Source organism: Vagococcus proximus, assembly GCF_029143285.1.
In the GTDB taxonomy this organism is placed as follows: Bacteria; Bacillota; Bacilli; order Lactobacillales; family Vagococcaceae; genus Vagococcus_D; species Vagococcus_D proximus.
The window spans coordinates 233,518-250,198 of record NZ_JAPDSH010000002.1 but is presented as its reverse complement, the minus strand read 5'-3'; the positions used below and the strand labels follow the sequence as shown (position 1 = coordinate 250,198).

The following is a 16,681-nucleotide window of genomic DNA, read 5'->3' as shown; positions in this document are numbered from 1 at the left end:
CTTCCTCTTGGAAGGTCTTTTTTTTATTATAATAGAGCTTTTAATTCAACATCTGGATATTTATCAGCAAACCAACGCATTGCAAACTGATTTTCAAATAAGAATAGCGGTTGGTTATAACGGTCTTTAACCAAGATATTACGACTTGAACTCATGCGTTCATCCAAATCTTCTTCATTAATCCAACGTGCTGTCTTGTTCCCCATTGGCGTTAAAATAACTTCAGTATTGTATTCATTTAACATACGGTGTTGGAAGACTTCAAATTGAAGTTGACCAACAGCGCCAATGATGTAATCTTCCGTTAGAATCGTTTTATAAAGTTGAATAGCTCCCTCTTGAACCAATTGATCCATTCCTTTATGGAATGACTTTTGTTTCATAACATTTTTAGCCGTTACTTTCATAAACAACTCTGGTGTAAATTGTGGTAACTCTTCATAAGCGACTTTCATTTTACCAGAATATAACGTATCACCAATCTGATAGTTACCCGTATCGTAAAGACCAATAATATCTCCTGCTACAGCACTTTCAACCGTTTCGCGACTATCTGCCATGAATTGTGTTGAATTTGTTAGTTTGAATTTTTTACCAGTACGTTCTAAGAATACATCCATACCACGTTCAAATTCACCTGAACACACTCGAATAAACGCAATACGATCTCGGTGAGCTGGGTTCATGTTCGCTTGAATTTTAAAAACAAAGCCTGAGAACTCTTTTTCATAAGGACTAACGGTCTCTTCCGCCAATGTTTTATGGGCTGATGGTTTTGGCGCAAACTGTAAAAATGTCTCTAAGAATGTTTGAACACCAAAATTAGTTAAGGCTGAACCAAAGAATACCGGTGTTAATTTACCTTCTGCAATACGTTCTTCAGAAAATTCATTTCCTGCTTCTGTTAACAATTCAACATCTTCCATAGCTTGAGTATAAACACTGTCTTTATGTAAAGGATGATCTGCTGGGATATCGCCATCTTCATTTAATTCAATGAAACGTTCGCCATCATATTTCTCAGGACGGTGCAATTCAACACGTTTGTGATACACATCGTATAACCCTTCTAAACCTTTACCCATACCAATAGGCCAGTTCATCGGATAAGATTCAATCTCAAGAACTTCTTCTAATTCAGCTAGTAGATCCAACGGCTCACGACCATCACGATCTAGTTTATTCATAAATGTAAAAATTGGAATACCGCGCATGCGACAGACTTGGAATAATTTCTTTGTTTGTGCCTCGATACCTTTAGCACTATCTACTACCATGACAGCAGCATCAACGGCCATAAGCGTACGGTAAGTATCTTCCGAGAAATCCTCATGTCCTGGTGTATCCAAGATGTTTACGCGTTTGCCATCGTAATCAAATTGCATCACTGAACTTGTTACAGAGATACCACGTTGTTTTTCAATTTCCATCCAATCTGATTTAGCAAAGTTACCTGTTTTTTTACCTTTTACCGTACCGGCTTGACGAATCGCGCCACCGAATAAAAGTAATTGTTCTGTAATTGTTGTTTTACCCGCATCGGGATGGGAAATAATCGCAAAAGTACGACGACTATCTACCGCTTCTTTTAAATTTAAACTCATTAGTTTGCTCCTCTTATTTTAAACACTTAATTAAGTGCTATTCTCTTTATTTAGTGTTCCTTTCACCATCAGGAACTTATTGTTAGTCAACTACTCATTCTCAAAAAAAAAGACACTATGGTCTTCATTTATTTCATAAGTATAGCATGATAGCCACTCAGAATAAAGATATAGTGTCCTTATTTTTAACCTAGAGCTTGGAATTTTTCTCTAAATTCCCTAGGTGTCATATTATAGGTTTCTTTGAAATTTCGATGGAAATAACCCGTACTTGAATACCCTATGTCCGTTGCTATTTCATTCACTGTTTTAGTTGATTTCAAAAGTAAGGTCTCTGCCTTTTTCATACGGTAACTATTTAAATATTGCGAAAATGTTTGACCCGTTTCTTTTTTTATCAATTGCCCCAAATACATAGAATTAACAAATAATTCCTCTGCAATTTCTTTTAGAAGAAGATCTTTTTGATAATCTTTATTGACTATCTCAATAGCTTTCTTAGTAAGTTCGCTATACGATCGCTCAGATATAACTTCTGAAATGTTAGATTCTAATTCCTCAAAGACTTCCCTTACTTCAGAGATATTCTTAATGTCTTTTACGCGCTCAATCTGCTTCTGATAAGATTCTACAGGACTAAGGTTATAAAATGTTAGAGCATCTGAAAGTAATAATAACGTAATATACCTCACATGATTGGGTGGAATTGGATTTCTTTCAATATACAAAATCATATCCTCAATCTTATCATGTAACCTCTTACTTGTATCACTCTTTGAAATTAAGGGCAAGTCTTCTGAATTATCATAGTATAGTTCTTCAAGGTGGTTATTTAACTCTAACCATATACATCCCTCTTGTACTAAATTATAAAAATAATAACTTTCCTGTAATTTCACAGCGACACAGTAGCTTGCATTTATTTCAGTATATGAGCCTTGCCATGTCCCAGCAAAAATAAAAACATCTTTAGGAAACATATCAGCTAAACGATTATAAAAAAGACTTAACTCTTCTTTTCCCATACCCGTGATCAACCCTATAATCATCTTGTCTTGTCCTGGGTCTTCAATGTAGGAAATATTAGCCTGTTTATCTAAATAATCAAAAAATGCTTCTGATGTCGATGTTCCTATAAACACATTAAAGTCACTTATACTTTCTAGATTATTGGCTTTGATGTACTCTTCTGCATTGCCATCCCCTAAAATTAATGATTTAAATTGTTGGGCAAGTTGCATTTCTTTATATGTTGACTGTTCTTTCTCTTCTTCTATCAACTCAATTGCTTTTGTTAGTGTTGCCACTAATTCTTTAGAGTCTACAGGTTTTACCAAATAATCAACTGCACCTAACGCCATTCCTTCTTTTACAAATTCAAATTCTTGATAACCTGATAAGAAAATTGTCTTTACACTATGACCCTCCGACTTCAACTTTCTGCTAAATTCAATACCTGACATCAGGGGCATCGTTATATCTGAGACGATAATGTCCACCTCATTATCTTTAACAAAGTCATAGGCTTCTTGCCCATTAGAAGCAGTCCCAACTAATTTCAAATTTAAATCATCCCAAGGAATTAAGCGTTCTAACCCTGATAAAATCATATATTCATCATCTACTAGTAACACATTATTCATCAGTCTCACTCCTCAAGTTTTAATTTTATTTGAATAGTTGTACCGCCACCATCTGTATGTGTAAAGACCATACTGTACCTATCACCAAAAATAATTTTCATTCGTTCATTAACATTCTGAATTCCTATTGATTGATTTTCATAAGGATGTCCCTCTGATAAATAGCGATTAATTTGTTCCAATTTTTTATCAGAAATACCATTTCCATTATCCCTAATTTCTATTTTCAACCTATCATCCTTTTTAGTTGCAGTTACACTTATAACATTATTCGTACGAGTAAAATCAATTCCGTGCGCAAAGTAATTTTCTACAAGTGGTTGTAAACAGAATTTTGGAATTTCAACTAGTTTAACCTCTTCTTGTAACTTGAAAGAATAAGCGACACTTTTTGGATAACGCATCTGATATAAGTACACATACTGTTCTAAGAATTTCATTTCATTTTCTAACGTAATAATTTTAGATTGCGTTATATTATTTCTCAGAATTGAAGCGAAAGAGAAAACCACTTCACCTAACTCATCCATTCCTTCACTTACAGCGTACATTCGAATATATTCTAATGTATTATACATGAAATGGGGGTTAATTTGTGCCTGTAAGGCTTGAAAGTTTGCTTCCTTTTGCCTTAATTCTAATTCATAATTTTCTCTAATAAATGAATCCATGCTTTCTAACATTTCATTTATACTTTCTGAGATATCACGTAACTCAGCTTTTTTATCTACCAAACAAATACGTTTTGTTCGTTCACCATTTGAGACATTCTTTATCGAGGCTAAAATATCTTCTACTTGATAAAGATAGCCATTAAACAATCTAAATAATAAAAGTAAAAGCACACTGTCAACAATCGCACTAAATAAAAGTAATTCTAATAGTACAGATAATGAGTGTCTTAATACTTGTTTTCTCGACACTAAAGATAGTACTTGATACGAATCAAATGTCTTTTGATACACATAATAATCCGATGTTAAGTCTGAATCAGCCATTTTCTGACCAGTAGCAATATAATTTTTCATGCGATTATATAACGCTGAATCACTAGTATTAGTATAGCTAATATTAGAACTATTATAAATGATAAACGACTCATTATTAAATTGATTTTCCAATTGCTTCAAATTATTCGTTAAGTTAGTTGTGTCCACTGTAATATGAACATTCCCATACAACTCATTAGTTGATTGGTTTCTTAAAACAGAACTAAACTTTACACCTTTGCTCTCCGGATAGCTTATAACTTTTTTTCCGTTCTTCAACTCTTTAGACGAGTAAAATTTATCTTGAGATAAATTATAATCAATAGCCAATGATTCGATTGTTTCATCAGATAAATAAGCATCTTGAACAACTTGTGGCAAGTACCCTAAATTATAATTATGCGATAAAGTATACTCCAAGTACTCTGTAGCATTCATCGAAAAATAATGTGTAATCCCTTGATTTTCTGTCTCAACTGTTTGTAAATCAGTACTCAATTTTTTTATCTTATTTTGATTCTCAGTCACATAATTTTCCAGTCTATTTAATGCGTTTTCGCCTAACATTACAGCTTGTTTATGGTTATCTCTATTTACAACATAAGCTGCTATCAAAGAAAATAGCGTGATAATGACGATTAATGTTAATGAAAAAATTTTCAGTAGGCGATACATTAAGTTGTCTTTCAATTTCATTAGATCACCTCTTCGTTAATCTACCACGAGACCTTCACTTACTTTTTTACCCAAACGGTATAAAAATAAGGCAAGCACTCCTGCTGATATAAAGAATATAAAAGCCGGCATTTTTAAATTGATAACCGTCATGATTACTAAGAATACAACTAATGATAGTGCCGCTTTAAATTCTCTAAAGAATAAGATTACTGATAACTTTATTAAATTTTTTAGACTAATGTCATAATGACTATATAGAGAAAAAGCAAATCCTCCCGCTATTATAACGACTAATAAAAGAAAAATAAGAATAAAATCTGTCATTAAAAATAACATTCCTTTTAATTGAACAGACGTCCATAAGCTTAAAAATAAAAATAAACCTATCAAGAAAAAGCTATAAAACAACTGATTTCCAAATTTAAATTCCTTTTTAAATTCAGGGTATAAGTTTTTCCATGTTACCTTACTATGATCCCAGCCGTACTCACCAAAAAGTGCCATGATCGTTAAGAAAGCTGGACCTACTCCAAATATAACACCCCTACTGATACTTAATGCCCAAAAATATAGGGTTAATTTTAATATAAAATAAAATTTATTAATCCCTTCTGTTACACCTGTTTCTATCATACCTATCCACTCCATTCTTCCTTAATGATACATGATTCTTTCTTGTTTTAAAACTGTGCTTAAAAAATTAAAAAGTAAAGGTAAACTTCGCAGTCGAAATTTACCTTTACTTCTATTTTGTAGTTGATAAATTAATAACTATTTTTTCTTGCTGTTAAATTCATCAAATTGTTTTTGCATTTCTTGTTGTACTTTTTCTAAACCAGCTTCTTTAAGTTTTGCGTTAAACTCTGGAATAGCTTTTTCAGGATCTAATGTTCCTGTACTTAAACCTGAACGGTATTGTGCAGTAACGTTAGTAATATTAGTGACTTCTGTTTTCACGCTATCTCCATTAAAGTTGAACCCTAATAAAGGAGAAGTTTTCGCTGCAGCAATTTTTTCATCACGTTCTTTGATCATATCATCAGTGATTGCTTCATCAGTGTATAATGTTTTGTTATCCCCTGACATCCAAGCTCCACCGATAACTTTTTTACTTGCATCGTAGCCATCTAAAATTTTCATTTTATCATCGCCAACTTTTTCCCACGCTTCGCCTTCAAGTCCAAATACCATAGTAGTTAAGATATCTTTATCTGTATTGATTAAGTTAATAGCCTCTAATGCTTTTTCAGCATTTTTAGATGTGTTTGAAATAACCCAGTTAGCAACAAACATTTGACCATTATCTTTTAATGGATCTGTAAGTGGTACAGATACTAATTCACGGCCAGCAGCACGCGTTAAGATTGTATCGCCATAATCGAATGGTCCTTGTGTTTCAACACGAGCGAACCAAGTTTTATCATCTAAACGGTAAATTTCATCACTTGTCGCCGCATCTTGAGGAATGAATTTTTGTGAGTATAAGTTATGCATCGCTTTTAACTCATTCTTCATTCTATCTGATGTTTCATAAGGGTTTACAATTGTTTTTTCGTCGCCATCTAAATCAATACCTAATGGAACATTTACATCATAAACATAATCGAAATTACCCATACGGATATCTTTACCCGCTGCAAAAGGTACGACATTTTGTTCATTTTCTTTAATTGTTTTTAATAATGGTGCCAAATCATCTAATGTTTTCACTTTCGTGATATCCATTTTATATTTGTCTACTAATTCTTTATCAAAAGTAATAACACGTTGTGCAAATACGTTAGCATTTACTGGAATAGAATATAGTTTACCATTCACTTTATTACCTTCAATATAAGTTGGATCTAAGTTTTCATATGTTTCTTTCGCATATTTTGGAGCTAACTCAGTGATATCTTTATAAGCTCCTTTTTGCGCTGTATTAACATAGTTGTTCGCGAAAGCGATATCATAATTTTCGCCAGAAGATGTGATAACTGACATTTTCTTTTCATAATCGCCCCAACCGATAAATTGCATATTTAACTCAACGCCAATTTCTTCTTTCATGCGTTTGTTAACAACTTCCATAATTTCATCGTAGTTTGTTGGTTTATCTCCAACACGATACATTAATAATGTGTCACTACCATCTTTACTTTTATCATTACTTGCCTTCTTACTATCACCTGTCAAACTACCACAACCTGCTAATGTTACCGCAGCTAACCCTAAAACAGCACCTGATAATAAAAGCTTTTTAAAACCTAATTTCATAGTTCAAGACCTCCATAGTATTTTTATTATAAATCTGATATCTGATTCTTTTCGAATCAGATATCAGGTAATAACCTTATTCTTTTACGCCACCGATTGTTAATCCACCAACAAAATATTTTTGGAAGAATGGATAAGTTGCAGCGATTGGCACTGTTGAAATAACAACCATTGCCATACGTGTTGCTTCTTTTGGAATATTAACGCCACCAGTAACTTGAGCACCTAATGCTGTATTTTGCATCATGAAATCAATACTACCTTGAATTTTCATTAGCAAGTATTGCAATGGTACTAAGTTATCACTTTGAATATAAAGTAATGCATTAAACCAGTCATTCCAATATGCTAGAGCTGCAAACAAACTAATTGTTGCAATACCTGGTACTGATAAAGGTAATACAATTTGTAAGAATGTTCTTAATTCACTAGCACCATCAATCTTAGCTGCTTCGATAATAGCATCCGGAACAGAACGACGATAAAACGTACGCATTACGATGATGTTAAATGGTGATAAAGCCATTGGTAAAATTAAAGCCCAGATTGAATCTTTTAAACCTAACATGTTTGTCATAACGATATAACTTGGAACCATACCAGCACTAAATAACATTGAAGCAAGTGCTAACATTGTGAAAAAGCGTCTGTATGGAAATGAATTTCTTGAAATAGCGTACGCATAAGTTGATGTAAAGACTACATTTACAATCGTACCCACTACCGTTACAAACACACTGATAAATAATGCTTGTAAAATTTGACCTTTCATTTCAATCAAGTAACGATAACCATCTAAACTCCACTCACTTGGAATTAAGCGGTAACCATTCATTGTAATTGATTGCTCACTTGTAAAAGAAATGATGATAACAAAGATGAAAGGAAAGACACAAGTTAAAGCAACGAGTGCCATTAAGATAGTAAAAATAATGTTAGCTGGTTTACTGAACCCTTTAACATTAACTGAATCGATTTTTTTCTTCTTACTCATAGTTCTCTCCTTCTAGAATAGTGCTGAATTCTCATCATATTTTCTAACGACTAAGTTAGTCACAACAACCATAATACAACCGACTACTGATTGATATAAACCAGCTGCAGATGCCATACCGATATCTCCTGTTGTTGTTAAGCCTTTGAAGATGTATGTATCAAGAACGTCTGTTACTTCATATAATGTTCCTGAGTTTCTTGGAATTTGGTAGAATAAACCAAAATCAGCTTTAAAGATATTTCCGACTGCTAAAATTGTTAAAACAGTCATTAACGGAATTAATTGTGGAATTGTTACGTGAACAATTTGTTGCCATTTACTTGCACCATCAACTTCTGCTGCTTCGTAGTATGTTGGATCAATGCCCATAATAGAAGCAAAGTAAATAATACTGTTGTATCCTATCCCTTTCCATACACCCATAAAGATCAGAATGAATGGCCAATATTTAGGTTCGTTATACCAACTTATCGCTTCTCCGCCACCTGCTGAAATAATTGCGTTAAATAATCCTTTTTCAGGACTTAAAAATGCATAAACGAAGTAATTAATAATTACCCATGATAAGAAATATGGTAATAACATTGATGTTTGAATCACTTTAATCGAACGTTTAGATCTTAATTGACTTAAAATAACAGCAAATATTACCGCTACAATTAGATTTAAAATAATAAATGTTAGATTATACATAATTGTATTTCGTGTAATGAGGTACGCATTTGATGACTTAAATAAGAATTTAAAGTTTTCAAATCCTACCCATGGACTATCAATCAAACTTCTGATGAATCCTCCATCTGAAATTTTAAAATTTTTGAATGCTACTACGTTCCCAAAAATAGGGATGTAGAAGAATATAATTAACCATAACGTTCCTGGTAGGGCCATAAGTAGTAAGGCCTTATTCTTCATTGCTTTCTTCATAATTCCCCTCCTCTTCTTAACATCTTCATTATATAAAGCCTTTACATTTTATATAAGTGAAAAAATATTGTTTTTTGTATACAGATTATAGGTAAGCAGTTACTTCCTTTACTATCAAGGATGAAAACAATTACATATTTCCCCTTATTACAAACAAAAAAACGTGATTGTCTTTTTCGACAATCACGTTTTTTTAATTATATCCTGTAAATGCTATTCTTCGGTAATCACTAACATTCAAGGTCATAGGATTTGGAACTGAAGTAAAGTCTAAGCGTTCTTCATCTAATTCAGGAAGAGAACTTAGCTCGTTATTTAAATAGCTATTTAGGCGTTTAATAGTGGTTTCCAATCTACTTAACAACCCGCCATACCTATTTTCAAGGACTTCCCAACCAAATGGTTTGTATGTTCCGTACCAAATAGTACTATGTAAGTCTCGTAATTTAGTTACTTGATCTATTAAATCAGGTAGTCGTTCCGTCTTGATTGTTTCTAATGCTTCAGTATTCGTTTGGTAGGCTTCTATGAGGTCTAACCCTAGTGTTGCTTTTAGACTCAACACATGAGCTAATTGTTGATAGAATGCTTGATTTAAAGCTAACAAAGAACCATCAGACTGAGCTAAAGATAATTGGTCTATCATTTTTTTATAATGCCCTACCAAATCATGGTCCTTCAGATAGTCACTGACATGCTTTTCAAACAAACCAACTAACGGGTCTTGCCATAGTAAGAATTTTGATGGATTAGCCATATAATGATTCAATTCTTCAATCCCTGGAATCTCATCTAAATAACGTATGGCCATCATTTTTCCATAGTAATTTGGCGCAACAGAGTAATCAAAACGAGCCGAAACCACGTCTTCTGAGACACCCGTATTATAACAATGCTCAGCGTACCACTGCATGATTGGCAAGGCATTCCAATGAGATACTTCTTGACCATTGTCTCCCCATGTTGTCGCAAGTACTTTTTTTACACCTTGTGCTTTACACGTCATCAAAGCTGGATTCAATGTTTTAAGCGACTTACCATGATTGGGTGTCATCGCACCGTATATATGAATACCTCCAGCAAACATAATATCATCAGCGAATTTGCTATGGTTTTCAATACGCTTAGCGTAGTTCTCACTAACAAACTCTCCATAATCCCAGTAGACATATGTTATATTCTTAGGTATTGCAGCCGCTCTCTCTGGTGCTATCGAAACATTTACAGGGTAGTAGCCTGGAATGCGCTTAGTATCCAAGGTATGATAAATAAAATCACTCCACACCAGTGTTTCTAAGCCTAAATCATTACACATCCCTACTACTTTATTTAAATGATCTCGAATTAATTGGTAACGTTCCTTATACTCATGTTTAGAAAGATATTGCCCAACTCCTACACCATATGCTTCATCCATCCCAATATGAACTTTACCTGATGGAAATACTTCTTTTACAAAGACTAACATGTCATTAATAAGGTCGTAGGTTTGAGGCTCATCAATTAGTAACGTATCATTATCTTCCCTAACAGCACCATAACTCTCCCACTTCATCATTTGTGTCAAATGTGCAAGCGTTTGAATACACGGAACGACTTCAATACCAAACATGGAAGCATAAGAAACAATTTCCTGCAATTCCTCTTTACTGTAACGACCACGCAGATAACCAAAATAAGGGTTATTCGGCAACTCATATGTATCTTCTATATAAAGATATAAGCCAGTATATCCCATCAAAGAAAGAATCGTGATATATTCTTTAGTCACAGCTAGCGTCATAACAGCATTTCGAGACGCTTCTAACATAAAATTCAACTCTTCAAAATGAGCATTTTCTGTCACAAAGGTTTCTTGCTTATCTTGCATCTCACATAAACGTGCTAACCCACGACACAATTGAACAAGTGTCGGAGCTTGAATGACCGCCATCTGTTTTTTATTATCATATGTGATTGTTAGCGATTGCCTTTTAAGTTCCAGCGCAACCGTCAGTTTATTTAATATATGATTTTTTTCTAAATGTGATCGAATTATCTCAAATGTTGGTTGAGGCAAGTCCGAACCACTTGCTAATTGCCAAGTCATAGATAACACTCCTAGGATATTATTTTAATAAACCTGTTTCTTCAACATATTTTGCCACTAAGTCTGAACCAATACGATGTGGGTATTGTGATAACTCTTCTTTCATCTCTTTCACTTTAGTCACATCACCAGACTTCACTACTTCCCAATACGCTACGTCTTTTTTAACACGCTCCAACCAAGGGCCTACATTTTTTTGGAATGCTTCATTTGGCAATGTTGCTAATTTTTCACTCGCCGCTGCTAATTTAGCTAGCTCTGCAGTAATATAAGCTTCATCTTTTGCTTCAATTTTAGTTAATTGTTCTAACGTGTAAACCTCACGTGTGTATTTATTTGGATTAAATGATGTAAAGACTTCTAACGCTTCGTAATAATCACTACCTGCGTACTCCGTTAACGTTTCAGTCCAACTTTGTGAAACTTTATAGGCAGACGTATTCCATAGATATTTACTCATGTTTTGAACTGTAAATTTAGACATTTCCCACTGTGCCATTGGATTAGACACAATCCCAACAACATCAAATTCTTTGTTAGTTAATTTTGGTGAGCGATTTTCATATGGACTAAGGAATAATAACTCATAATCTTTTTGATAATCATTAACAGGAATGTTATCCCAAATAACAATTGGACGCTCATAGCTTGCTGACATAATTTCAATATCTTTCGTACTGATTTGTGTCGCTAATGTTGAAGGACCTGTCCAGAATAATGGAATATGCTTTGGTAACTCACGATTTAAAATTTCCAAGTATAACGAATCATGATGGTTGTCATATTCTGTCGGACACGCAACCAGATCATAGTCTGCTAATTCAGAAGCTAAGAAACGATCGACTTCTGCAATTAAGAAAGCATGGGCACTTGCAGATGATGAGAATTTTTTCTTCGCATTTCCTTTTAAGATGTAATCAATATCATCCAGTAATAAGCCAAAATTACGGATCCCTAAATTAATCATTTGCTGTAATTTATCCGTCAGCACTTTTACTTCTTCTGGTTTTGTATAATCAATGTCATTACCAGGACTAATCATATAGTAAAAATCAATCATTTCTTTTTCCGCTTTTTCAACTAATTCAGTAAACTTAACTAAATTCTCTTCTGGATATAACTCACGCCATAATTTACGTTGGTATTCATCATCTTTAGGCGCATACATATACGTATTTAAACGATTTTGACCTAAATAACTTAACAGTTCGACACGGTCTTGATGAGTCCAAGGAATACCGTAAAAACCTTCAATGACGCCACGCATATTAAATGATACGTGATGTGACAATGAAATAATCGGACATGCTACTCCTGTTTCAATCTTCTCAAACAACAAATTAAACGCTTCCATTGCATATCTGAATCCGCGTAAATTTTTAGTTTTTACAGTAATCACTTTGTCTTCTGTCACATCTAGTGTGAAGCTATCTGGTGTTAGGTTACGATCAAACTCATGATAAAATTTAAAATCAACTTCTTCTAAGTAATCGCTTGCAACCCATTCTACTAAAATATTTTCTTGTTCCTCAGTGATAACATCTTTGACACCTTCAAAACGGAAAAATTTTCCATGGAACATAACTTTTACTTTTTCTGATTTAAATGTTACATACTTTCCTTTGGTATAAATTTCTTGATAATCTGCGAATTTTTTAGCTAGATCTGTCATAGTTTCTATGCCTACTTTCTTAATTTATTAACTTGATTTTACCTAGTTTTTTTAGTAAATGCTACTAAAAAAAGGAATTCTGTCACTATGCACTAAAAAGTAACCAAATTGACAACACCTTAATTGTAAACGTTTCACTTGTAATTTCTCTATATATAAATTACACATAAAATAGTACAAACCATATCTTTTAAATGAAAAAGCTGATTCTAAGAATCAGCTTTTAGATTATTATTTTGTCACAGAAAATGGCAAGTTTGTATAAGTTGATTTTGGTAAAGGTGGCACTAACGTCATGTCAAACGATACTTTTTCACCTGTCATCAAGGCATCGTGGGTAATGGCTAACGGATTAACCACTTTACCACCTTGTTCCACTTTCCCAACAAAATGATGGGTATCATAATGATGAGTTGTCTGTATCTCTAAGGCCTTACCATTAGATAAATGCAAGGTTACTTTATCAAAACTTGGATTTCCAATTGTATACTCTCCAGATCCTGGGCACACTGGATAAAAACCTAAGCAAGAAAAGACATACCACGTCGCCATGCTGCCATTATCCTCATCACCTGGGAAACCATCAAAACCAGCATTGAATAAATTATCCTTAATATTTTTCACCAACAACTGGGTATACATCGGTTGATTCACATAGTTAAACAAGTATGGAATATGGAAACTTGGTTGATTAGACATCGCCACTTGACCAAAATTAACAGCCGCCATCTCACTCATCTCATGAATTTCAAAGCCATATCCCGTCACGTTAAACTCTGGATAAGTATTGCACAACTCAATTAACTTTTCAGTGAATACCTCTTTTCCACCGTGAAGCTCAATTAAGTCTGCAAAATCATGGAAGACAGCAAAACTATTTTGCCAAGCAGACCCTTCCGTATAATGCTTACCCCAATTGAAGGGGTGAAACTCTTCGACAAAAGTCCCATCAGGATTTTTCGCTCTCATAAAGCCAACTTCTTTATCAAAAATATTACGGTAGTTATGTGACCGTTCTAGATACTCTTCTACTAATCCTTCTTTACCAAGTGTTTTGGCAACTTGTGCAATACAGAAATCACTATAGGCATAATCTTGTGTATGATTGACACTCTCACCGAACTCGCTTGATACATAACCTAATTCGTTGTATTGATTTGTCCCACGACGTCCATAATTTGGATTGTCACTTTGAACTTGTGCCGCTTTTATCATCGCCTCTAAAAATTCAGGCATATTTTTTTCTCCGATACCTTTAACAGCAGCATCTGCAATCACAGCGTCAACGAGTGTTCCTGGCATCAACCCACGTTCATCTGGTGATAACCATTTTGGTAAGAAGCCATTATTGTGATACGAATTTAGGAAACCTTCTAGCATATCTTCGTACTCATCTTGGGCAATTAATGAATATAATGGATAGACCGTTTTGTACGTATCCCAAAAACCATTGTTTGAGAACAACTTACCAGGTTTAATAGTCTGACTCAACGTATCATAATGAATCTCATTACCTGATTTATCTAACTCGTAAAAAGTTTGAGGGAATAAAAATGAACGATACAGAATATTATAAAACGTATGAACTTTCGTTTCGTCTTTATCTTCTACTTCAATACGGTTTAAATAATCTAACCATTTAGCAGCAGCGTTCGCTTTTGTTTCTTCAAAATCAGACATCATCATGCGTTCACGATTCAACCTCGCCTGCTCCACAGAAATAAAACTTGTTGCTAAAGTGGTTTCGACTGTTTCCCCTTCTTCAAAACGTAGCATCAACTGTAAGTCATCGCCTTCATTCTCTGTTACTACAGATAACTTATCCTCAATAAAGAAGCCTGATTTAGTTGAACTTAGTTTACGATTAAAAGTTACACTTAGGTACATCTTAAAGTCTGGATCTTCTGCACCCGAAAAATTAATAATATAACCTGAAAGCTCATTCTTTTCTAAATCAATCGTCAACTTATAACGACCGGGAGAGGTTACAATCATACCTTTATTGTCAGTATAGCGATAGCTACTTTTAATTTTCGCACCATACAAAGTTGGAACTAACTCTGACGTGATCTGATAACGCTCTTGTCTCACCTTATTATAATGAGGAGCAAAAACTGCTTCTTCTGGACGGTAGCTACTTTGAGCAAAAAAAGTAGTTTGATTAGGAAGTTCTCCACTAATTGGGTTAAATACCATATGAGAAAAATCACCCATCCATGGGCTAGGCTGATGCGTTAATCGGAATCCTTGGAATACACGATCATGAGGATTAAAATACCAACTGCCTCTTTGGTCAGCCGTCTGCATTACAAAATGGTTCATTCCAAAAGGAACTGCTGTATACGGTAAACAATTTCCGTTAGAATATGAATGTTGATTATTTGTCCCTTGCCTCGTATCTATCTTTAATAAGTCTCTTTCAATTAACAATGTAAGCGCTCCTTTTAACTTTATTTTACTATATGATATATCATATTATCCCGTTTGTAAACATTTGATATATCATATTATTTGTACTTGCTATATAGATTTTTTTCTCATTTCATGGTAGTATATAACGAATTTGGAGATGGACTATACTAAAGGAGATGTTCCCTTGAGAATAAGATTAGTTGTTCTTGGCATTTTAGGAGTTTCACTGGTTATTTTTGCCTTGACCAGTTGCTTCTATGCTTACATTAATAAGAAAGATTACAAGGCAAAAACATTTTATACACTTATGATAACTCTCACTATCATTGGTTCTTTACTTTTCAGTTATCCTTGTTCTATTTACTTAAAAAATAAACGAAATATACCAGGTAAGGAATTAGCCATACAATTTGATGGTAAAATAGTTACAACTCAAGCTAACGCAAAAGAACGGTTATTTTTACCTATGGCATATGACACAATAGAGGCCACTCATCCTTCGGTCGTTTCCTTTGAAAAAAAATGGCATGGATACAGCTATTGGATGGCCGTAACAGCCTATCCAAAAGGTGATGCCACTAAAGAAAATCCGCATATTTTAGCCAGCAATGATTTAACACAATGGGTTGAACCCAAAAGTGGTCTTAATCCTTTGGATGAACCACATTCGAGTAAAAATGACGAACATAATCGTCCCCTACAATATGATTCGGATACTCATCTCATCTTCAATAAAGAAAAACAACGTCTTGAAATTTTTTGGCGTTATGTTGATGATGTTCGAAATAAAGTGACTATTTATAGACAAACTACCTCTGATGGACAAGATTGGTCGAATAAAGAAATCATCTACAAAGAAAATAGGAAACCTAACGATTGGATTTCACCTGCCTTCGTTAAAGATGAATCTGGTTACAAGGTGTGGTACGTGACACGTGGTTTTAATATCGTTTATAGAGACAGTCTAGATGGAAAAAAATGGAAACATGTAAAAAAATTATCTATCCCATATGATGTTAAGCGTCCTGATGAGATGAGACATTGGCATTTAGATGTTCAAAAAATTGATGGCAAATACGAAATGATGGTAGTCGGATTCAGAAAAAAAAGTGACAACACGTTAAAAGACCGACACACCATGAGTCTGTATCACAGCACTTCAGTTAATGGTAAAGATTGGGAGCCGCTCAAAGCTATTCTTCATCCCTCTGGAATAAAAACAGCCTGGGATGGAAAAGGACTTTATCGTAGCTCATTTATAAAAGAAAACGGGAACTATTATATCTTTTATAGCGGAATTGGTTATGATCAAACCAGAGGAATCGGTTTATCTTATGGAGACGATTTAGATAATTTACAAGGTGTTGATTTTTCTCATTTAGAAAAATTACACAACTAAAAAAGGAAGAAACGA

Annotated in this window: 11 protein-coding genes; 1 reads left to right on the top strand and 10 read right to left on the bottom strand. The window is 34.0% G+C overall.

The window, feature by feature from the left end:
* Positions 1-26: 26 nt before the first annotated feature.
* From OL233_RS03725 to OL233_RS03680, 10 genes are all read right to left on the bottom strand, one after another.
* Positions 27-1,604, bottom strand: coding sequence for a peptide chain release factor 3 (locus OL233_RS03725; RefSeq protein ID WP_275471027.1), 1,578 nt, complete (start codon positions 1,602-1,604; stop codon positions 27-29).
* 185 nt (positions 1,605-1,789) lie between these two features.
* Positions 1,790-3,247 carry a response regulator transcription factor gene (locus OL233_RS03720; protein ID WP_275471026.1) on the bottom strand — a complete coding sequence of 486 codons (1,458 nt, stop codon included), beginning with the start codon at positions 3,245-3,247 and terminating at the stop codon, positions 1,790-1,792.
* A 5-nt stretch (positions 3,248-3,252) separates the two neighbouring features.
* Positions 3,253-4,932, bottom strand: a complete 1,680-nt coding sequence (locus tag OL233_RS03715; protein ID WP_275471025.1) for a sensor histidine kinase — start codon at positions 4,930-4,932, stop codon at positions 3,253-3,255.
* A gap of 15 nt (positions 4,933-4,947) precedes the next feature.
* Positions 4,948-5,547 carry a DUF624 domain-containing protein gene (locus tag OL233_RS03710; protein ID WP_275471024.1) on the bottom strand — a complete coding sequence of 200 codons (600 nt, stop codon included), beginning with the start codon at positions 5,545-5,547 and terminating at the stop codon, positions 4,948-4,950.
* Between the two features lie 138 nt (positions 5,548-5,685).
* Complete coding sequence (locus tag OL233_RS03705; RefSeq protein WP_275471023.1) at positions 5,686-7,170, bottom strand: ABC transporter substrate-binding protein; 1,485 nt, start codon at positions 7,168-7,170, stop codon at positions 5,686-5,688.
* Positions 7,171-7,246: 76 nt separating this feature from the next.
* Positions 7,247-8,164: a carbohydrate ABC transporter permease gene (locus OL233_RS03700; RefSeq protein WP_275471022.1), complete on the bottom strand. Its 918-nt coding sequence runs from the start codon at positions 8,162-8,164 to the stop codon at positions 7,247-7,249.
* A gap of 12 nt (positions 8,165-8,176) precedes the next feature.
* Positions 8,177-9,094, bottom strand: a complete 918-nt coding sequence (locus tag OL233_RS03695) for an ABC transporter permease (protein WP_275471021.1) — start codon at positions 9,092-9,094, stop codon at positions 8,177-8,179.
* A 193-nt stretch (positions 9,095-9,287) separates the two neighbouring features.
* Entirely contained in the window at positions 9,288-11,183 is a 1,896-nt protein-coding gene (locus tag OL233_RS03690) for a beta-N-acetylhexosaminidase (protein ID WP_275471020.1), read from the bottom strand.
* A gap of 19 nt (positions 11,184-11,202) precedes the next feature.
* Positions 11,203-12,855, bottom strand: a complete 1,653-nt coding sequence (locus OL233_RS03685; RefSeq protein ID WP_275471019.1) for a protein O-GlcNAcase — start codon at positions 12,853-12,855, stop codon at positions 11,203-11,205.
* 231 nt (positions 12,856-13,086) lie between these two features.
* The gene (locus OL233_RS03680; protein ID WP_275471018.1) at positions 13,087-15,285 is read right to left on the bottom strand and encodes a GH92 family glycosyl hydrolase; all 2,199 of its coding nucleotides are present in this window, start codon (positions 15,283-15,285) and stop codon (positions 13,087-13,089) included.
* Positions 15,286-15,451: 166 nt separating this feature from the next.
* Here OL233_RS03680 and OL233_RS03675 point away from each other — a divergent pair, with 166 nt between their 5' ends.
* On the top strand, positions 15,452-16,666 hold the full coding sequence (locus tag OL233_RS03675; RefSeq protein ID WP_275471017.1) for a glycoside hydrolase family protein: 1,215 nt from the start codon (positions 15,452-15,454) through the stop codon (positions 16,664-16,666).
* Positions 16,667-16,681 lie beyond the last annotated feature (15 nt).